Source organism: Chitinophaga cymbidii (assembly GCF_007992715.1).
GTDB lineage: Bacteria > Bacteroidota > Bacteroidia > Chitinophagales > Chitinophagaceae > Chitinophaga > Chitinophaga cymbidii.
In genome coordinates this window covers 24811-44362 of sequence record NZ_BKAU01000005.1, presented here as the reverse complement: position 1 = coordinate 44362, position 19552 = coordinate 24811, and the positions used below count along the sequence as shown (strand labels likewise).

Here is a 19552-nt window from a genome sequence, read left to right as displayed (position 1 = left end):
ACTTAAAAAAATATACGGAAGAAAGCGAACGCCATCACGGCGGAAGAAGGATAGTTGGCCAGCGCTTTGCGGAGCGTTGCCAACGCCTGTACGATGTAACTTTTGATGGTGATCCGCGAAACGCCCATGGTAGCGGCGATCTCTTCATGCCGCATACCTTCGAAACGGCTGAGCCGGAACGCCTTCTGCTGTTGGGAAGGCAGGCGGAGAATCGCGCCCTGGATCGCTCTTTCCAGCTCCCGCAGCTCCGTCTGTTCATCCACGCCCATCGCGCCGGCTTCACTGAAATACGCCATGATGTATTGCCGGTACGCTTCCTGCGACGACAGTTTCCGCAAACGGCTGTAGATCATGTTACGGGCGGTAATAAAAAGGAAAGGCTCCAGCTTTTCTATCGTGGTAAGCTGTTCTCTTTTTTCCCAGATCATGGCAAACACGTCCTGCGCAATGTCTTCCGCCAGCTCGGGGGATTTTGTCAACAGTAACGATGTGGAAAATACGGTATCCCAATACCGTTCAAAGATCACCAGGTAGGCGTCCTGGCTGCCCTTTGCGATCTGGCGCAGCAGTTCTTTTTCACTATGTGGTTGATCGCGCATGTCCGGATGGGCGGTTGCTTTATTCGATTGATCCTGGTTATCCCGGATGATTTAAAAGTACAAAAAAAGTATTGTAATGGCGCAATCCGACCTTAATATTGCCTCATATACCCCCCTTCCGGCCTGTTTATTGATCGTAGCTTTATAACTAAATATGATTGTTATGCTCAAGAACTCCAAAGCATTCAGCAGTTTTTCCACCAATGACGCCAAAAAGACCGGCGATTTTTACCGGCAGACGCTGGGCCTCGAAGTGGAAGAGTCCGATATGGAAGGCATGCCGTTCCTGACCATAAAGCTGTCAACCGGCGGCGAGGTGATCGTTTATCCCAAACCCGGGCACGAGCCGGCCACCTTTACGGTGCTCAACTTCCCGGTAGATGACATCGACCAGGCGGTAGACGAGCTGGCCAAACGGGGCGTACGTTTCCTGCAATATGAAGGCGATATCAAAACGGATGAAAAAGGCATCGCCCGCGACAGCGGCGGGCCGCTCATCGCCTGGTTTGAAGATCCCGGCGGTAACATTTTATCCGTGCTGCAGGAGCAATAAGGTTTCTTACCTTTGCGCATGGCTTATTTTGAACGGCTGCTCGATCTGTTGAAGATGGAACGCGATGCAGACAGGCGATCTTACCAGGCGCAGACGGAAACAACAACCGTGGCCCAACGCAGGGCCAACGGGCTTTCATGGTATCCGGTCGCCATCAGGGGCACGGAAATGGGACGCGGGGATTATCTCATTGTGGAAGTGGAACGCACCACGCACCAGGATGTAGCGCACCAGCTGCGGTTCGGCGTATCCGCCATGCTGTTCTCCAATCACGACGCGAAGCGGCATCATGCAGACGGCACCATTTCCTGGCAAAGCGGCAACCGGCTGAAGCTCACACTCCGCACGGACGAGCTGCCCGAATGGGCGAACGACGGCAAACTGGGCATCGACCTGCTGTTTGATGACAACAGCTATGAAGAAATGCAGCAGGCCCTGAAATCCGCCGCCAAATCGGAAACTGATCTCATAAAAATACTCACCGGGGAAAAAACGCCCACCTTTCAGACGGATCTTCCACAATTTCAGTCAACCCGACTGAACGCCTCGCAGCGATCAGCCGTAGACAAAATACTGGCCGCCAACGAGCTGGCCATCGTACACGGCCCTCCCGGCACCGGGAAGACCACCACGCTCCTGCAGGCCATCCAGGCGTTGATCCGGCAGGACCATCAACAGGTACTCGTGGTGGCGCCCAGCAACACGGCGGTGGACCTGCTGAGCGAAAAGCTGTCCGACGAAGGGCTGAATGTGCTGCGGGTAGGCAACCCGGCGCGGGTATCCGACCGCCTGATGTCCCTCACGCTGGACAGCAAAATAGCGGAGCACAGCAGCATGAAAGAGATCAGCCGGCTGAAAAAGCAGGCCAATGAATTCCGGAACATGGCGCACAAATACAAGCGCAACTTCGGGAAAGCGGAACGCGAGCAGCGCAAGGCGCTCTTTGATGAAGCCCGCAACATTATGAAGTCCGTGGAGAAAATGGAGCAGTACATCACGGACGACCTGTTCGCCAAAGCCCAGGTGATCACCGCCACGCTGGTAGGCGCCAATCATTATACCGTCCGCCACCTCCGCTATAAAACCCTCGTGATCGATGAAGCGGGGCAGGCGCTGGAACCCGCCTGCTGGATTCCCATCCTCAAAGCGGAAAAAGTAGTGCTGGCCGGCGATCACTGCCAGCTCTCCCCCACTATCAAGTCGGACGAAGCAGCCCGGAAGGGCCTCAGCACTACCCTGCTGGAAAAGAACGTGACCCTGCACCCCGAAGCGGTGACGCTGCTCGAAGAACAATACCGCATGCACGAAATGATCATGCAATATTCTTCCGGCATATTCTATCAGAACAGGCTGAAAGCGCATGCCTCCGTGGCACAGCACCTCCTGTTCTCCACCGACACGCCGCTGGCATTTGTAGATACGGCCGGTTGCGGATTTGAAGAAAAAGTAGAAGGCACCAGCACCTCCAACCCCGAAGAAGCCGCCTTCCTCTTCAGACACCTGCATCAATTCGTAACAGCGCTGGATGCGCACTACGACGCACAGAACTTCCCCTCCATCGCCGTGATCTCCCCTTACCGGCAACAGATCACCCTGCTGAAAGAACAATTGGAACATTCTCCTGCTCTCCGCCAGTACGGCGACAGGATCAGCGTGAATACGATCGACAGCTTCCAGGGCCAGGAGCGGGACATTGTATACATCAGCATGACGCGCAGCAATCCCGAAAGCAGGATCGGCTTTTTGTCGGATATCCGGAGGATGAACGTGGCGATGACAAGAGCGCGGAAAAAGCTGGTGATCATCGGGGACAGCGCCACGCTTTCGCAAACGCCGTTCTATGCGGATTTCCTTACTTATGCGGAAACCAGCAATGCGTACCAGAGCGCCTGGGAGTATATGGACAATTAAAACTGCTGCAGGTATCTGCGGCGGAGCACCACCACACGGTATTTCAGCGTATCATACATGAGGCCGGCCAGGAGACAGGCCGCTGCGAGACAGAGAATGTGAATGCCCCAGCGGAAAAAGCCGAAACCGCCCGTCAGGCATCCCAGGAAGAAAAAACCGATGATCACGGTCCGCAAAAAGATGGACGCGCGTAACTTTTGCTGCTGCTCCTTTTTCCGGTAAAAAAAGAGTTGGGACAGCTCGATGCCCAGGTCCGTGAACAACCCGGTAAGATGCGTGGTGCGCACCACCGCGTTAGACACACTCGTTACCAGCGCATTCTGAAGCCCCATGGAAAAAAGCAGCACACAGGCAATGATGTTTGCCTTTCGTAAAAGCATTTCCGGCGATATAAATGCGATGCATACAAGAATGCCGGTTTCCAGCAATACAGGGATCGTGTAGATGTATTTCAGATTTTTGGTGGCCACCAGCTCCATCACCATATTGGAAGCAAAGGCCCCTGCCAGGAAAGACAGGATGAAAAGAAGATAAACACCCGCCACCGCGTAATCCTGCGCTATCACGCCGTCCGCAAAAAAGGCAAAATGCCCCGTAACATTCGTCGTCAGCCTGTTCACCGCCATAAAACCGGCCACATTTACGATTCCCGCCACAAAAGACAGCAGGGACGCGAGTTTCAGGTTATGAATCATTGTACGGCTCTTTCCTTTATGTCTGAACATATCGGCAAAATTATGGGCAAAGATACGCCGCTGCTTCAATTAATTAAAAAGAGCGCCCCGGACGGAACGCTCTTCACGTATTGAGAAACAATGGACAGTAGGTGCCGGTTTCCCGGTTTTCCATGCCGGACGGTTTGTTCACGAGGAATGGAATTTGTTCAAAGGGAATAAGACTGTGAACGAACTACCTGATCCTACCTCGCTGCGGACCGTTACATCGCCGCCCATTACCGCCAGCAGTTTTTTTACAATGGCCAGGCCAAGGCCCATGCCGCCAAATCTTGCCGTTACGTCCGCCGTTACCTGGTAATAATCCTGGAATATGAGCGGAAGTTTCTCTTCGGGGATGCCGGTGCCCATATCCGTTACCTCAATACAGAACTGCTGCCTGTCCGCCGTCACAAAGCAGGAAACGGACACTACGGTGGATTCGGGACTGAATTTCAGCGCATTCATGAGGATGTTGTACAGGATCTGGGTCAGGTAGACCTTGTCCGCAAACACCAGCAGGGGAAAATCGCGGGGCACCTGTTTTACAACGGAGATCTCCTTCTCCATAAAAAGGGCCATCATGGACTGGAGCAGTTCATCCAGCCATTTCCGGAAGTCAAAAAGGGTCTCCGTCAGCCGGAACTCGGGCAGCTGGTCCTCCCGTACCAACTGCTTTACACGCACATAGATCTCGTTCAGGTTACCGGCTGCGGAGAATATCGCTTGCAAAAGCTCCTGCGCGTACGCAGTATTGCCTTTGTCCAGTTCATCTTTCAGCAAAAGACATGCGGACACAATGCCGTTAACAGGGGTTCCCACCTCATGGAGGGATGTATAAAAAATGGATTTCATTCTTTCTACGGATGGCTGTTCGGGTTTGTTGTCGGGCAGCATGCGTAGCAAATTTTGCCCGTTTGGCGCAAAAAGACAATACGGCGTTCGCCCTATTTTTGTACGTATAAGGGAGTACGATGCCCTACCAGCTTACGATTGCAGCCGGTTGATCAGCTGCACCTTGTTGGAAACGCCTACTTTTTCGAAGATATTCTGTACGTGTTTCTTCACCGTTCTTTCGGAAATGAACAGGGTATCGCCGAGCACTTTGTAGGAATGCCCTTCGCAGATCAGCCGGGCGATGTCCACTTCCCGGGCGGTCAGGTTGTAGGTGCTGCAATTCTGCTCAAACCCGTTTGACACTCCTTCTTCTTTTGGGGGCGGCAGCTCTCCGTTCATGACCCGGAGCGCGCGGATGGTGTTGTTCAGGAGCGTTCTTTTCTGGCGGGCGGCATTTTCCAGCACGGAATTGATCTTCTGGATCAGCTCTTCCGTACGGAAGGGTTTCTGGATATAATCGAGGGCGCCCAGCTTCAGGCCCTGGGTGCGGTCTTTATTCGAGAACTTGGCGGATAAAAAGATGAAGGGGATGTGGTTATATTCGGGATTCTCGGAAATGATCCGGGCGAACTTGAACCCGTCCACCTTGTCCATCATCACATCGGAGATGATCAGGTCGGGCGCTACGGGGTAACTTTTGAATTTTTTCATGGCTTCGTTCCCGTTGAGCGCCACGCAAACGTTGTAGCGTTCGCTCAGCTTCCTGAACAGGTACCGCAGCATGGCATTATTGTCCTCCACCAGCAGGATGGTCTGTTTCCTTTCATCATAGGCCGTATCCGGCAGATCAAAGCCTTCCGCTTCCAGCCCGGAATATTTCCGCACGCTGTAACCTGCCGTCACCGTTTCTTCCTCCGCCGGCACATGCCCGTTCAGCCACACCGAGATGCAGGAGCCCTGCCGCCGCTGCGGGTTGCTGTCTATCACCACTTCTCCCTGCAACCCGTCCACGATCTTTTTCACGATCGGCAGGCCGAGGCCCATGCCCTGCAAGCTGCGTTTCTGCGTGTTGATCTGGTAGTAAGGCTCAAACACCTTTACATGCTGGTCAGGATGAATACCAATGCCGGTATCATCCACCGAAAACCGCACTTTTCCCTCCTTTTCTTCCAGCATCACGCTGATCTTTCCTCCCCTGTCCGTGTACTTGATCGCGTTTTCCACCAGGTTATTGATGATCCGGCTGATGGCCTCCGGGTCCGCCTTAATATATATATCCTCCCCGATCTGCTCCGTCAGCGCCAGCTGCTTTTTTTCACAATAGCTCCGGTAGAGCACCAGGTTATCTTCCAGGATGCGGCTGAAGCTGATCACCTGCGCATGATGATAAATGCCGAGGCCCTTGTTGTACCGTTCCAGGTCGAACAGGTTGCTGATATCGTTATTGAGCTTGTCGAGATTCCTTTTCACCACCAGCAGATCGTCGTTCGACCCGTGCTTCTGGATATATTCTTCCAGGTAGTTGTTCATCAGGGTGATGGGCGTTTTTGTTTCATGCACGAGGTTCACGAAAGCATTGGTACGTTGCTCGTTGGATCTTTCCAGCTGGATGGTCCTTTCCTTCACGCGCTGCGCGAGGGAGATATTGGATTCCTGCAGCTGGCGGTATTCGTACCTGGACTGCTTCACCGTTTTTCGCATCAGCAGGATGTTCAGCAGCAGGAAGACCGCGTTGTTGAAAACACCCACCACCCAGTTAGGCTGGCCGAGCACAAGCCCTATCACCGGTGAAACGCACCAGAATACCAGCGCGGCGAATATCCACCACCGCTCCACGAAAGCCGTCCGGTTCCTGTCTTCCCGGTATTGCAGGTAAATGGCCCGCGCCGTTGCCGTGAGCGCAACAATGGCATACACCCCGGTGGTCATGTATACATAATCGAGGGTGCCGGGCAGGTCGAGGCTCAGCGGGTAATATATCCCGAATCCCACAAGGGCGGGGATGATAATCAGCAGAAAACCGTATCTGCGGTGAAAGCCGAGCCGGTTAAAGTTCATGGTATGGTAACAGTACAGCGGCATGTACGCCGTTACTACGTATCCGAAGCCCTGGTTGATGATCACCTGCAACGTGACGGGCAGCGGGATGTGAGGGTCCGGCATCACGATGAGGTTTTCCGCCAGGTTGTACAGGATGAGCAGGGCCACCACGATGATATGCCACAGCCTTTCCTTTTCCTGCGGGCGTGCAAGCCAGGATAACAATTGATGACTAAAGATGATGACTTCCAGTAACATGATCATAAAGATCACCGGATTCAACTGGATGTTATAAAAGAACATATGGGGATGTATCGATTGGTTCTTGTAAAATACGATTTTTTCATGGTCTTGTTTCCGGGATGATCCCGTAGGAAGGCTTCAGCCCGCCCATGTCGATCAGCAGCCGGTCCAGGATCACGCCGGGATCTACGAGGTAGATCTTCAGCGTATGTTTCCCTTTATGCAGGAACGGGCCTTTGATCCGGCGGATGGCGGTGTTGCTCAGCACGTTCTGTTTCCATTCCGCGCTTCTTCCGAACGTGCGGAAATCCACCATCTTTAACGCTTTATCATCGATGCTCACGGCATAGCGCATACCGGTGCTGTCGTTGAGCGGATGTGTGGGCAGCGTTATAATGCTGATCTCCGGGGCAGTGTCTGTGATGGTGTGAAAATCATATGCCACCCAGGCCGCATGTTCCCGGATGAATGCGGTATCCACGCTGTTTTTTTCCGCGGTCAGCGCATTACCGGTATTCATGCCGTTTCTTTCCGCGGCCAGCGCATTTCCGGTATGCCCCATGTTGCGCATCAGCTGCCAGCGCTCTCCCGGCTGGTCTTTCCGGCGGCTGAAGCTTTGCGCGAAAATGGATACGTAGCCGTTCTCTTCCACTGCACCGGTGGTTTTCGCAGCAGGAAGGGCGTTTGAGAAAACGGTAAACGACTGCTTTCCGTCGCTGATGATGATCCTGCCTTTTTTATGCTGATTGGTGTTTGCCGTGACGGTCAGCCTTATTTCTTTTTTGCCGGTGGGAGAAAGCGTTCCGGATGCGGGTGAAATGCGCAGCCATTTTTCGCTGGTGCGCGCTGTCCATTGCACGGTGGTGTCACCGCGGAGGAATACGTCAATGAAATATGCCTCGTTGCGGCCTGCGTGGAAATCCGGCAGTGTCATTGGCACACCGCCTTCTTCAGGCGAGATGTCCCACATCTGACGGCCGGTATTAGAACCCGGGGCGGCCAGCTTTTTTGCAGATGCAGCCCATTCTTCTTTTTTAATCAGATCAGGCTGATCAAAAACCGGCAGATCACGCGGGCGCATGGACATGATGTGCTTCCATTTCCCGTTCATCAACCTGTTATTATAAAAATCCGTTTCCCGCACGATCGCATCATAGGCGGCGCGGGACAAAGCCGCATAGTCTTCCGCACTGAGCCTGCCCTGCCGGGCGTAGTGGCATGATTTATCGCGGTACAGGAATTTTTTGTTGATGAAGGAAGCGCAGGCGACCGGGTAATATATCAATTCATAAAATGCGGCGGTATCTTTCGCCGCGATCATCTTCCTGATATCCTTAACCTGCTTGTGCAGGCGTTCATACCGCTCAATTCTTTTAACCGCTTCGTCCCCATAAGCAAAATGATTGTACGCAGTCAGCGCAACCGGCGTGGTAGGCTCCGTCTGGCTCCATCCCATGAACTCCGGCCTGCGCTCAAATGCCAGCTGGTAATATTCCCACAGCAAACCGGTCAACGTGCTGCCATGTTCCTTCCCGAACATGCCGCTTAGCCACTGCTGCATGTGTGTGCGCACATAGGCGCTGCGGGTGAAGGGCTTCGCATTATAGGCCATGTCCAAAAACAGCTGGATGTTGTATTCCAGCGGCTTGATATCTCCCACGTTCAGCACCCACAGCCGGTCTGACCCGCTTTCCCATGCTTTCATCATTTCTTCGCGGATCAATGCGGGATGCGTGGAGCTGAGCCAGAGATAATCATGCGGACGACCCCAGTACGATGCATGATAGTACACGCCCGATCCGCCGCTCCTGCTTTTTTCCTTTCCGTTGTTCAGCCGCTGGATGTAACCGTAGTTGTCATCCGGCCATACGAGCGTAATATCATCCGGCAGCTGCAATCCCTTATTATAAATATCCAGCACTTCCTTGTATATCGTGAATACCTGCGGCACATGGGCCGGAAGGTACTTCGCGAGCAGACCGCGCTGATCCCTGATAATGCTGTCCAGCAAAGGAATGGCTTCATCCGGGCCTTTCACGCCTTCCATGCCGCTGTCGTGCACGCCGCGCATGCCCATGGTATAGATGGCGTTGAAGCGGCGGCTTTCTTTCACCCGTTCTTCCCAGTAGCGGAACACCCTGTTTTTATTGCTGCGGTAATTGAACGCGCCCATTTCGCGGCTGTTCCATTCGCCAACATTGTTCCGCAACATTGGCTCCGCGTGGGAAGATCCGATGATGACCTGGTAATCCTCCGCTACTTTTTGATTGCCGGGATAATGGTAGAACGGTTTTGTAGATGGATGCATGGCCGGCCAGAGCAGGTTGGCTTTCAGGCGCAGCAGCAGCTCGAATACTTTCGCGTAGGTAGCGGGACCGATATCGCCGGTGGACGGCTCGAAGGTTTTAGCGGCCCAGGGCTGGAGGCCCCAGTCCTCATCATTGATGAATATCCCCCTGTATTTGACGGAGGGCGGCGCAGATACAAATTCATCCGCGCGCACCACCAGCCTTTTTTTCTTTTCCGGCTGCACATCCGCCCACCAGTACCAAGGCGACACGCCAATTTCTTCCGACAGGCTGAAGACGCCGTAAGCCGCGCCCCTTGGGTCGCTGCCGGTGAGCACCAGCGCCGGGGCAGCACCGGGCATCGTTATCAGCTTTCGCCCGTAACATTCCCACTGGCCCGATAATGCCCGGTACAATGCATCGTGCGCTCCCAACAGTTGTGTGATCACTTTCGATCGTATGCTGCCGGTGATGATCAGCCGGCCTGTTGCCTTGCTGATATCGGTGATAACCGCCGGCCGGCAACCGGTTACGCGCAGGATGTCATCCGCCAGCAAATGCGCTGTGATGGAATCCAGCGAGGGTTGCCCGGGATCATAATAAATGGATGCGCACGTCCGTCCGTCCGCGATAACGAAATCGGCGGCGCTCGCGTGGCATGCAACAAACAGGAAGAAAAGGAATATGGAGCTTTTATTGCGCATTCGCTACCAGCGTCACATCCAGCTCGAAGTCATCGTAGATGGTCTTGTCGCCAAGGTTTTCGAAGAAGTTTTTAGAGCGGTACTTGATGTCGAATTTGGTGCGGTCTACCGTGATGGTGGCTTTGGCGGTGGCTTTGCCGTTGGCTACTACCACATGCGCCGGGAAGGTAATATTATTGGTGATGCTTTTGATGGTCAGTTTGCCGGTCACATCATAATTGCCATTTCCTTTCGGCACGGCGCTGGTGATCACGAAGCTGGCGGATGGATGTTTGTCCACCGCAAAAAAGTCATCGTTCTTCAAATGGCCGAGCAGCCTTTTGTTCATATCGGGATTGGTGATATCCGTTACGGTAATGGTGCGGGTATCCAGCGTGAAGGCGCCTCCTTTCAGGGCGTTGTTCTCTACTTCCAGCGTTCCTTCTGAAACGGAAATGGTGCCGGTGTGCTGGCCAGTTACTTTTTTGGCCGTCCAGTTCAGCGTGCTCTGCTGGTTATCCACCCGGTACACGGCGGTAGGTTTGTTGATGAAAGACATGAGCGCTACTGCTCCTCCGATCAAAAATAAGGCTGCGGTACGTTGCATAGATCAGTGTTTAAATTTTGATGATTTTGCACCAATTTACGCAATCTTCCTTACTTGAGGATGATCACTTCCTGCGCGCCGATACGTTTGTCTTTATGAGCGGTATCGTAAAATACCAGTACATAGGTACCCGAGGGTATGTTGACGGACACGGGATTGCTCTGGGCGGTCAGCAGCATGCTCTTCATCAGCCGTCCTGCCATATCGTACATATTCATCCGCACAGTTTTGTCGATACCAAAAAGATCTACCCGGAAGTTGCCGTTATTGGGATTAGGATAAACGGTGACGCGGTAGAACCAGGATACCTTGCGTATCTCCGAATAAAAGATGCGCCCGTCCCGCGTGACGGTCTTCACCCGGTAGTAGGTCCAGTTATCATACTGGTTATCATCTTCGTAGCTGTAATATTGCGCGAGGTCGCTGTTGCCGCCGGTGATGACGGGCAGGATGGTCTTCACGGTGTAGAAGGTGTCTTCATGCTCGCGGCGGCGCTGCAATTCAAAATGAAGCACATTCACTTCCCGCCGGGTGTACCAATAGGTTTGCACCCACCTGACATCTTTGCGGTAGGCGAAGAACAGCAGGTCTACCAGCGAGCGGGATTCCCGCGGGAAGGGGATGGCGGATTTTGCGAGGTAGAGGTTGTTGCCGATGCCATCCGGGAAGAGGCGGGTATGGTGATAGGATTGCAGCTGCGGTGTTTCCGTGGTGATGGGCCCCGGTGTGGCGATGCCGCCGGGTGGCAGTGTATCCCATCCTGTGGACGGGAGGTAGCGGGAGATGTAGCTGCTGTCCCGATGATAGGAAAACAGGGTGTCTTCCTGCTCGCGTTCGTGTTGCAGGCGGATGAGAACGGGGCCGTTGCCGTTTTCGCTGCCGGCGTTCCAGGTTTTAAGCACATGGTTTTCAACAAGCGCGGGGCCGGAGATCGCGGAGGCGTAGACGCTGTCAAACACCCGCGCGTGGAAACCGGCGGGGGCATGGCCCTGGTAGTGTACCGTTAGCGGAGAATAGCTGCCGGGCGCCGTGCCCACGGGAAAAGCCACCTCTACTTCCGCGCCGGTCAGATGCTCCCGGAAAAGATATCCGCCGCCGGGCTGCGTACCGGTGACGATGAAACGCCGATCGCTGTAGCCGGTGATATTGCCCGGCGATTGATGCCCTATGGCCAGGTTCCATCCGTTCAGGAAAAAATGCCCGCTGTCCAGCTGAAGGAGGTAGCGGACCTTCGCATCGCCAAGGTCTTCCAGGTAGAGGCCATTGGGATTGGCGAGGCGCAGCCGCGGGAAGCTGGCGCCGCTGTGTGTGCCGGTATTATATCCGCCAAAAAGGAATTGCGGGCCGTTGCGGGCGGCGAAGCTGAAGGTGCCCGCGTCTGGACGAAGCGTGTCGTTGTAGTAGTGTTCATCCGGTATGAGGGCGGTTTGTTCATTGCGCCAGCGTTGCCCGTAGAAATAGATCATGGAGCCTTTCATGGAACCGAAGCGGCCGGCATTCTGCACGTTGCTGAAGATGGAAACGGTGTCTGTTTTGAACACCATGATGTCGCTGTTCGGAGGGATGAAGATGCCGGTCTGCGCGCGGCAAATGTTGCAGATGGTGATGAGTGCGAGGAGTAATATGTGGGGTGAAGAGTGCATGTTTAGTTGCCTTCTACGCGGATGTAGATGCGGGTGGTGGTGGCGGTATGAGCTGCCAAGCCATCCGCTATGCTTATCAACAGGGTGTTAATCGTATTGCTTTCTACTACCCTGATTGTTATGCTGCTTAGCGTATTATTAGTAACTGTGACGATAGGTACATTAGCAACATCTATATTACTTCCCTTTGCATTTGCAGTGACCTGTATATTTAGGATGTTGGTAAACGCGACATTTCCGGGAATGTTGATTGTCTGTACCCCTGTTGAAGTATTTGCCACATCAGCCACCCACACTTTCGAAACCGTTCCCACCGCAGCCGTTGCCCCTGTTCCGCTGAAATACACCGGTACTGGCGCTCTCACTACGTTACCGCTTGAATCTACGCCTATAGCTCTGGCTGAAGCTGTTACCGGATCGGGAGCAGTCAGGTTCTCCAACCGCAATCCCGAAGCCCCCGACGTTCCCGTTCTCACATGCAATTGCGAAGTAGGCGTAGATGTATTGATACCAACAAGCCCGTTCCCAAGTATCCGTATTCTTTCCGCATTATTCGTGATAATGGGGAGCGCGCGGTTGTTGATCGTTCCCAGGCTCTGTACAGTGGCAACATCATTCCCACCCAACAACCACCCCGTCGTCAGCTCACCAGCATCCGCCAACCTGATCCAGTACCCGTTTTTACGGATACGCAAACTTTTGTCAGACATAAGATAAATGATCATCCCATCCGGTGCAGTAGCCAAAGTAGCCACCGTAGTGTCCGGCACGCGGGGCAGCAAAAGCCCCTGCCGGTCGCTTTCCAGCTCCAGAATAGAAGATTTGTTGATCACGGCAGGATTGGTTCCCAGTTTCAACTGCGCACTGGCGATACAGCAGCATAGCAGCAAAGCATGTGCAAGCACGGACCGGCGCAGCCAGCGTGTTCCTTTCATGCTTATTTTTTTATCACATACCAGTTGGTGCCGTCTGTTTGCAGCGTTACGAACGTCCAGTCATTGTAGATAATATAATTGCCATTGCCATCGATCGTGCCGGAAGCAGGCGTAATGGTGAGGGCATTGTCAATCCCGCCCGTTCCGATCTTTTTGATCGTATACATGCGGCCCGCGATACCGGAAGGTGAAGGCAGCGTAATGGCAATTGCGCCAGCACTGGCATCAGCCAGCACTGTATTATCCGCCGCGGTAACGGCATAGTTAGCATTTACCGATGTAATGTTGGAAGACATCGAACCATTCACCTGGAACGTGGAATTTGCGGCCATACCCGCGGTAAGCCCCACACCCAGCGAATCCCGGAAAGTCTTCGCGCCTGCGAAAGTTTGCCCAACGGTAGACACACCGCCGGGATTGCTTTCATCAGCGGCATGCAGACGAATGGAATCAGCGCTGATGCTAAGACCAGACGGGCTTGCATCCAGCGAAAAAGCCGTATTCAATATTTGCGCCCGCGCGGAAGAATCAAACCGTAACCAGTCGGCATACGAAAGCAAACCGCGCGATGTAGTGCCATTGCCATCCTGCGTAGGAAAGTTGAAGATATGTTTACCGCTATCGGAAACGCTCGCGGAATTGATCTCTACGTCCACCGTCACGGCGCTGTCGATCCCGAACACCTGCACCGAATCCCGCAAACCGTTCAACGATACGATCGCGTTATTGAATGCAGCCGCTGCTATCGTTCTCTGCAGAATGGTCCCCGTCGCGGGATCGAGCACCAGTACCTGCACCTGGTCGGTGCCGTCCGCAATGGTGCCCGGCGCCACTTCAATGCTGCCGCCCGCTGTCAGGCGCATGCGCTCCGCGTTATTCGTTTTGAATACCAGCGCCTGCTGATCGGTGGTGCCGAGGAAATTCACGGTGGAATCCAACCCCGCATTACCCGTCGTATTCCAGTTGCGGGCGTTCGCCACACTGTCCGCGGACATGCGTTGCCAGAGGCTGTTCTTACGGATGAACAAGCTCGACGAATCCGGCACATAAATGATCATACCGTCCGGCGCCGTGTTCAGCGGATCGAGTGTGAGGTTTGCGCCGTTCACACGAGGCAGTAAAAGACCCTGGCGGGTACTTTCCAGTTCAAGAATGGAAGATTTGTTGATCTGGCTGGGGTTGGAGCCCACCTTCAACTGTGCCAATGCGGCAATAACCGGCAAGGCCAGCAATAGTGTCAATGCAAGCTTTTTCATGGAAATGGATTTTTGGAAGAACGAAGGTTACTTCATGTACCGTAAGCAATGCAAGTACAGGGAGATCTTGGTTTTGGTTTTAATAATTGAAAAATAGTACTGCTGCCAGTACATGACAACTCATTGCTTAGACGAGTTCAGACGGGAAGAAAAAGGTTAACTAAACGGTTCGTGATAAAGGTAGATACATTATTGCATACGACAAAAAAAATACATGAATAAAAACAACAATAACGGCGCCGGGCATACGCTACTTGTTGATGTCGGTCAATTGTATTTTTCTTCTTTCATTGATGATGATCTGCGTGGTGTGGGTAAATACTTTGTCGCCGTTCCCGTATTCCAGGAACATTTCCAGCGGCATCACCACCGGCGGATATGATCCGGCGATGCGCATCTTTTCGATCTGGTTTTTAAAATGATCGGGCATCAGGCTGTAGCCGGGGAATACGGCGTGGGGGTCCATTGGTATCCAGACGTACGCCGTTACCTTGGCGTGGTTGGTGTTCACCACCCGCGGATCATGCCGGAGGTTATGCGCCACATATTCTTCACAGGCAACGCCTGCGATCACCTTCTTGGCGCCGGTGCGCTTCAGCTGGCTCAGGTAACCGATCTCCCCGGGGTATACGGGTTCCATTCCCTCCAGCTCCAGCTTGGCTTTGTCGCCGCTCGCAATACCAGCTACGCCGGCCAGGCTCAGCTGCGATTCCTTCCCGAAATCACCATAGAAATGATAGCGTGTGCCGGTGCTGCGGCTGAGCAGCTGAATGCAGAAAGCGGGACTGGTACTGCTATAGTAGATCACAATGTCTTCTCCGCCGTCTATCACCCGCTGGCTGCCCTGGAAAGCTTCGCTCTCCTGGTATACGGCCCAGTCATATTCGTAAGAAGAATCAATGGTCACGCTTTCATCTCCGTTGATGATGAGCGTGGTATTCACTTCCGCTGGCTTGCCTGTAGCCATGGGCATGGTCGCTTCCGTTTCTTCTTCCGTCTTTTCCTTTTTCTTGATGAATTTTTTCAGCAACTGCGCATGCAACGCTGGCGCGCAACATAAAAAGATGATCAGCAGGAGTATTGGTTTTTTCATAGGTACCCGGCATTGAATTCGCCGGAAAGTTAATCATATTATCTTAATTATGCATACTAACTGACCATCAAACTGCAACCCCGCAGGGCCGAGTTATCCAGCCGCCCCATCACCTCAAAGCCGCCATCCGCATGAATACGCCCGATGTCGTCCGTGGCAATGAAAGCACAGGAGTAAATATTGGCCAGGTCTATCACATTGATCACGCCCGCCGCGTTCTCCGCGTACAGCTGGAAAGGATCGTTCTCATCGCGTACCAGCACCTTCATCCAGGGCGGGCAATAAAAAATGCCGTTCCCTTTGGAATACGCCTGGCTGAGCAGTTCGGTCATGCCATATTCCGCATGAATGGCGGGCACGCCCAGCTGTTGGCCGAGAAAGGCATGCAGCTCTTCGCGCGTCCATTCTTCGCGGCGGCCTTTCATGCCCCCGGTTTCCATTACGATGGTATGCCGGAGCTGCATGGGGAATTTTTCGGCAAAGTCCAGCAGGGCAAAAGTTACGCCGATGAGCAGCACCGGCTGTTGGCGGGCTTCCAGTTCCTGCAGGGTGGCAGCCAGCTTTTCATGTTCGTACAGGTAAAAACCGCTTTCCGGCCGGCCGCTGCGGCGGATCATCTCCTGCACCATGTATACCAGGGAAGAGGACTGCCGTTCGAGGTAGGACGGCAGCAATCCCAGCACCACGAAGTCCTTCACATCCCCGTAAAACAAACGGAAAGCCTCCATAAAACTGCGTGTATAGATGCCCGTATCCTTCACGAGGTGCCGGCTGTTCACGGTGGTGGTGGTGCCGCTGCTTTCAAAAACCACCGCCGGCTCAAATTCCCCGCAGACCACCGGGCGGGTCTTGAAGAACTGGATGGGCAAAAACGGGATCGCGGAAAGGGACCGTACGGACGCCGGGTTTATCTTCAGGGCATCCACATAGGCCCGGTACAGCGCATTGGTCATGTACTGGAAGCGGAACAGCTCCAGCGCGAGGTTTTCGGGGAACTCCCCCCTTTCAGCGAATATCCGGCCGGCAAAAGAATCGTTCATCGGGAGCAAATTTACGACCTGTCATGTAACAATCAACGCCAAGGGAGCGTTTAAACAACAGCCTTTGCCTTTTGGCCAATTTAATGTAGGTTTGTTATATGAAGAAAATAATTGCTTTATCTGCCATTTTGTTTGCTTTCGCGGGATGTAAGAAAGACAATGTTGAAGGCAACAAGCCGAAGCTGATCTTCAAATCAGTATCTGCCGAAGACGTGCCTGCGGAATTGAAAATGGTCACCTTCGAATTCCAGTTGCAGGATGGAGATGGTGATACGGAAGATGCAATGTATATAAATGATATCCGTTTTGAGGATGAAACCAAATTCGAAATGGTGCGCATGCCCGCGCTGGAAAGCCACAAAGGCACCAAGCTGGATGCGGAGCTGACGCTTTATGTCAGCGATATGCCGGACCAGGTTTTCATGCGTCTCCGCGACGGCCGCGATCCGGACCTCGTGCCCAACCCCGATACCATGCAATACCGCGTGTTCGTGCTGGACAATGCCGGCAACAGCAGCGACACCATCACACTTCCCAAAATAGCCATCCACCGTTAATTATCAATTGTATACGGATTATTGCTGCATTCCGTACATTTACAGGTATGAGTAAGATCCAGGAACTGCATTCCAAGATCGCTACGGCCCAGCTGGGCGGCGGTCAGACACGTATCGATTCCCAACACAAGAAAGGAAAGCTCACTGCCCGTGAAAGGCTGCAATTGCTGCTGGACGAAGGTTCTTTTGAAGAGCTGGGCATGTTTGTGCACAACCGCAACAAAGGGCTCACCACCGAACAGGAACAATTTCCCGGCGATGGCGTAGTCACCGGTTACGGCACCATCAACGGCCGCCTTGTATATGTTTTCTCGCAGGACTTTACCGTATATGGCGGCAGCCTCTCCGAACCGCATGCCCAGAAAATATGCCGCATCATGGACCTCGCCATGGAGAACGGCGCGCCCGTCATTGGCCTGAACGACAGCGGCGGCGCCCGCATACAGGAAGGCGTGGTCAGCCTCGGCGGCTATGCCGATATTTTCTACCGCAACACCCGCGCCTCCGGCGTGATCCCTCAAATATCCGCCATCATGGGCCCCTGCGCCGGCGGAGCCGTGTACTCCCCCGCCATCACCGACTTCATCCTGATGGTGGAGAACACTTCCTACATGTTCGTGACCGGCCCGAACGTAGTAAAAACGGTTACCCATGAAGAAGTCACTTCCGAAGCGCTGGGCGGCGCGCAAACGCACGCCACCAAAAGCGGCGTCACGCACTTTGCATGCAGCAACGAAGTGGCCTGCATCCAGAACATCAAGCAACTGCTTTCCTATATGCCGCAGAACTGCGAAGACGCGGCGCCCGTATACCCTTACGAACCGGGCAACGAAACCCGCCCTTCGCTGAACAACATGATCCCCGAAAATCCCAATCAGCCGTACGACATGAAAGAAGTGATCGCCGAGCTGACGGATACGGACAGCTTCCTCGAAGTGCATAAAGATTTTGCGGATAACATCATCGTTGGCTTCGCCCGCATAGCAGGCCGGAGCATAGGCATCGTAGCCAACCAGCCCGCTGTGCTGGCCGGGGTGCTGGACATACATGCCTCCGTTAAAGGCGCGCGCTTCACCCGCTTCTGCGATGCGTTCAATATTCCGCTGCTCGTGCTGGTAGATGTTCCCGGCTTCCTCCCCGGCACCGACCAGGAGTGGAACGGCATCATCACCAACGGCGCCAAACTGCTTTTTGCGCTCAGCGAAGCTACGGTGCCCAAGATCACCGTCACCACCCGCAAAGCCTATGGCGGCGCGTATTGCGTGATGAACTCCAAACATATCGGGGCGGACCTGAACTTCGCGTTCCCACAGGCAGAGATCGCCGTTATGGGCCCGAAAGGCGCCGTAGAGATCATCTATAAAAAGGAGATCGACAGCGCACCTGATCCCGCTGCAAGAATGAACGAGCTGGTGGCCGACTACACGGAGCGTTTCGCCAACCCGTACCTCGCGGCGGAAAAAGGGTATATCGATGAAGTGGTAACACCCGAAGAAACCCGCAGCAAGCTCATCAAAGGGTACAAAATGCTGGAGAATAAAGTGGTGAACCTGCCGCGGAAAAAGCACGGCAATATTCCGTTGTAAAATAACAGGGCTGTCTCAAAAGTAATGTTCCCCGCTTTTAGCCGGGTATCTGGTGGAGAAATCTCTGCGATCCGCCTGCCCATCAAATTACCTTTGACACAGCCCTGTATTCCGACTCACTTATTTATGATACAGTAACGGGTTTTGCGCGTCATCATTCAACGGATCTCCCACTTTCAGGCGCGCCACCGTTTCATCGCTAAGAATATTTTGCGTGCCATTGTACACGTTGCCGTCCGGCATATATGCGCAGGTCATCGCGCGGCGGAAACCGGGCGTCATGTTCGCATGCGCGCCGTGGATGGTGAGGCCGTTATGGAAAGAGCAGCTGCCGGCTTTCATGACAGCGGGTTTTGATAAAGATGATTTGAACTGCGGATAGAAATCGAAAATAGCGCCCATGTTCTTGCCGATGCCGGGATTCTCGAAAGTCGTTTCCTGGTGGGAGCCGGGAATAAAGAAGAGGCAGCCGTTTTCGAGCGTGGCATCGTCCAGCGCCACCCAGATAGAGAGCGCGCGGCGGTCGGTAAAGGACCAGTAGGGCGTATCCAGGTGCCAGGACGTAGGATTGGCCCACGGCCGTTTCACCAATGCCTGGTCGTGCCAGATGCGTATACCTTCCACGCCCGCCAGCGTGGCGGCCATTTTGCCGAGGCGCTCGTCCAGCATGATGTTCCGCATTTTTTCATTGTCCTGCCAAAGGTTGATCATCTGATCGAATACATTATCGTAATACGATTTGTCGGCATCATCCCCTTTTCCATACACTTCTTTTCTGTCCGGCATCTTGAAACCCTTGCGTTTTGCCAGCGCCTCGTCCAGCGCTTCCCGCCACTGTGCCAGCTCTTCGGGAGAAAGAAAATCTTCTATCACCAGGAACCCGTTCTGCTGATATTGCGCCACCTGCTGCGCAGAAATTTCATGTTTCATAATCGTGGTTTTTTAGCTGTCTTCAAAGCTACTTCGTG

Annotated in this window: 16 protein-coding genes; 4 read left to right on the top strand and 12 right to left on the bottom strand. The window is 53.7% G+C overall.

The window, feature by feature from the left end; genetic code table 11:
• Window positions 1-2: 2 nt before the first annotated feature.
• Complete coding sequence (locus tag CCY01nite_RS19090) at window positions 3-599, bottom strand: RNA polymerase sigma factor (RefSeq protein WP_146865174.1); 597 nt, start codon at window positions 597-599, stop codon at window positions 3-5.
• A gap of 163 nt (window positions 600-762) precedes the next feature.
• On the opposite strand from CCY01nite_RS19090, the gene CCY01nite_RS19085 reads away from it, so the two are divergent.
• Complete coding sequence (locus CCY01nite_RS19085; RefSeq protein ID WP_146865172.1) at window positions 763-1152, top strand: VOC family protein; 390 nt, start codon at window positions 763-765, stop codon at window positions 1150-1152.
• An 18-nt stretch (window positions 1153-1170) separates the two neighbouring features.
• Entirely contained in the window at window positions 1171-3063 is a 1893-nt protein-coding gene (locus CCY01nite_RS19080) for an AAA domain-containing protein (protein ID WP_146865170.1), read from the top strand.
• Here CCY01nite_RS19080 and CCY01nite_RS19075 read toward each other — a convergent pair.
• The 10 genes from CCY01nite_RS19075 to CCY01nite_RS19030 all read right to left on the bottom strand — a co-directional run bounded on the left by CCY01nite_RS19075 (window position 3060) and on the right by CCY01nite_RS19030 (window position 16441).
• Complete coding sequence (locus CCY01nite_RS19075) at window positions 3060-3788, bottom strand: YoaK family protein (RefSeq protein WP_146865168.1); 729 nt, start codon at window positions 3786-3788, stop codon at window positions 3060-3062. The two genes, CCY01nite_RS19080 and CCY01nite_RS19075, sit on opposite strands and share 4 nt — an antisense overlap.
• A 138-nt stretch (window positions 3789-3926) precedes the next feature.
• A complete protein-coding gene (locus CCY01nite_RS19070; protein ID WP_146865166.1) occupies window positions 3927-4673 on the bottom strand; it encodes a sensor histidine kinase in 747 nt (248 codons plus the stop codon).
• A gap of 90 nt (window positions 4674-4763) precedes the next feature.
• A complete protein-coding gene (locus tag CCY01nite_RS19065) occupies window positions 4764-6917 on the bottom strand; it encodes an ATP-binding response regulator (RefSeq protein WP_186831145.1) in 2154 nt (717 codons plus the stop codon).
• 79 nt (window positions 6918-6996) lie between these two features.
• Window positions 6997-9888 carry a glycosyl hydrolase 115 family protein gene (locus CCY01nite_RS19060; protein ID WP_146865162.1) on the bottom strand — a complete coding sequence of 964 codons (2892 nt, stop codon included), beginning with the start codon at window positions 9886-9888 and terminating at the stop codon, window positions 6997-6999.
• Window positions 9878-10474, bottom strand: coding sequence for a YceI family protein (locus tag CCY01nite_RS19055; RefSeq protein ID WP_146865160.1), 597 nt, complete (start codon window positions 10472-10474; stop codon window positions 9878-9880). Before CCY01nite_RS19055 ends, CCY01nite_RS19060 begins: the two co-directional genes overlap by 11 nt.
• Window positions 10475-10524: 50 nt before the next feature.
• Window positions 10525-12117 carry a T9SS type A sorting domain-containing protein gene (locus CCY01nite_RS19050; protein WP_146865158.1) on the bottom strand — a complete coding sequence of 531 codons (1593 nt, stop codon included), beginning with the start codon at window positions 12115-12117 and terminating at the stop codon, window positions 10525-10527.
• Window positions 12118-12119: 2 nt separating this feature from the next.
• Window positions 12120-13052, bottom strand: coding sequence for a phage tail-like protein (locus CCY01nite_RS19045; protein WP_146865156.1), 933 nt, complete (start codon window positions 13050-13052; stop codon window positions 12120-12122).
• Between the two features lie 2 nt (window positions 13053-13054).
• Window positions 13055-14308 carry a phage tail-like protein gene (locus CCY01nite_RS19040; RefSeq protein ID WP_146865155.1) on the bottom strand — a complete coding sequence of 418 codons (1254 nt, stop codon included), beginning with the start codon at window positions 14306-14308 and terminating at the stop codon, window positions 13055-13057.
• Between the two features lie 250 nt (window positions 14309-14558).
• Complete coding sequence (locus tag CCY01nite_RS19035; protein WP_146865153.1) at window positions 14559-15401, bottom strand: hypothetical protein; 843 nt, start codon at window positions 15399-15401, stop codon at window positions 14559-14561.
• Between the two features lie 56 nt (window positions 15402-15457).
• Window positions 15458-16441 carry an acyl transferase gene (locus tag CCY01nite_RS19030; RefSeq protein ID WP_146865151.1) on the bottom strand — a complete coding sequence of 328 codons (984 nt, stop codon included), beginning with the start codon at window positions 16439-16441 and terminating at the stop codon, window positions 15458-15460.
• Window positions 16442-16539: 98 nt separating this feature from the next.
• Between CCY01nite_RS19030 and CCY01nite_RS19025 the strand changes: the two genes are divergently transcribed.
• Together CCY01nite_RS19025 and CCY01nite_RS19020 are read left to right on the top strand one after the other, a co-directional pair.
• Window positions 16540-16998, top strand: a complete 459-nt coding sequence (locus CCY01nite_RS19025) for a hypothetical protein (RefSeq protein ID WP_146865148.1) — start codon at window positions 16540-16542, stop codon at window positions 16996-16998.
• A 47-nt stretch (window positions 16999-17045) separates the two neighbouring features.
• On the top strand, window positions 17046-18584 hold the full coding sequence (locus CCY01nite_RS19020; RefSeq protein ID WP_146865146.1) for an acyl-CoA carboxylase subunit beta: 1539 nt from the start codon (window positions 17046-17048) through the stop codon (window positions 18582-18584).
• A 120-nt stretch (window positions 18585-18704) separates the two neighbouring features.
• Here CCY01nite_RS19020 and CCY01nite_RS19015 read toward each other — a convergent pair whose 3' ends face one another.
• Window positions 18705-19514, bottom strand: a complete 810-nt coding sequence (locus CCY01nite_RS19015) for a phytanoyl-CoA dioxygenase family protein (protein WP_146865144.1) — start codon at window positions 19512-19514, stop codon at window positions 18705-18707.
• Between the last annotated feature and the right edge of the window lie 38 nt (window positions 19515-19552).

Excerpts from the sequence above, each read along its gene's own strand:
- CCY01nite_RS19090 (WP_146865174.1), bottom strand. The coding sequence starts at position 599 with ATGCGCGATCAACCACATAGTGAAAAAGAACTGCTGCGCCAGATCGCA.
- CCY01nite_RS19025 (WP_146865148.1), top strand. The coding sequence starts at position 16,540 with ATGAAGAAAATAATTGCTTTATCTGCCATTTTGTTTGCTTTCGCGGGA.
- CCY01nite_RS19020 (WP_146865146.1), top strand. The coding sequence starts at position 17,046 with ATGAGTAAGATCCAGGAACTGCATTCCAAGATCGCTACGGCCCAGCTG.
- CCY01nite_RS19065 (WP_186831145.1), bottom strand. The coding sequence starts at position 6,917 with ATGATCATGTTACTGGAAGTCATCATCTTTAGTCATCAATTGTTATCC.
- CCY01nite_RS19050 (WP_146865158.1), bottom strand. The coding sequence starts at position 12,117 with ATGCACTCTTCACCCCACATATTACTCCTCGCACTCATCACCATCTGC.
- CCY01nite_RS19015 (WP_146865144.1), bottom strand. The coding sequence starts at position 19,514 with ATGAAACATGAAATTTCTGCGCAGCAGGTGGCGCAATATCAGCAGAAC.
- CCY01nite_RS19035 (WP_146865153.1), bottom strand. The coding sequence starts at position 15,401 with ATGAAAAAACCAATACTCCTGCTGATCATCTTTTTATGTTGCGCGCCA.
- CCY01nite_RS19040 (WP_146865155.1), bottom strand. The coding sequence starts at position 14,308 with ATGAAAAAGCTTGCATTGACACTATTGCTGGCCTTGCCGGTTATTGCC.
- CCY01nite_RS19075 (WP_146865168.1), bottom strand. The coding sequence starts at position 3,788 with ATGTTCAGACATAAAGGAAAGAGCCGTACAATGATTCATAACCTGAAA.
- CCY01nite_RS19055 (WP_146865160.1), bottom strand. The coding sequence starts at position 10,474 with ATGCAACGTACCGCAGCCTTATTTTTGATCGGAGGAGCAGTAGCGCTC.
- CCY01nite_RS19045 (WP_146865156.1), bottom strand. The coding sequence starts at position 13,052 with ATGAAAGGAACACGCTGGCTGCGCCGGTCCGTGCTTGCACATGCTTTG.
- CCY01nite_RS19060 (WP_146865162.1), bottom strand. The coding sequence starts at position 9,888 with ATGCGCAATAAAAGCTCCATATTCCTTTTCTTCCTGTTTGTTGCATGC.
- CCY01nite_RS19080 (WP_146865170.1), top strand. The coding sequence starts at position 1,171 with ATGGCTTATTTTGAACGGCTGCTCGATCTGTTGAAGATGGAACGCGAT.
- CCY01nite_RS19030 (WP_146865151.1), bottom strand. The coding sequence starts at position 16,441 with ATGAACGATTCTTTTGCCGGCCGGATATTCGCTGAAAGGGGGGAGTTC.
- CCY01nite_RS19085 (WP_146865172.1), top strand. The coding sequence starts at position 763 with ATGCTCAAGAACTCCAAAGCATTCAGCAGTTTTTCCACCAATGACGCC.
- CCY01nite_RS19070 (WP_146865166.1), bottom strand. The coding sequence starts at position 4,673 with ATGCTGCCCGACAACAAACCCGAACAGCCATCCGTAGAAAGAATGAAA.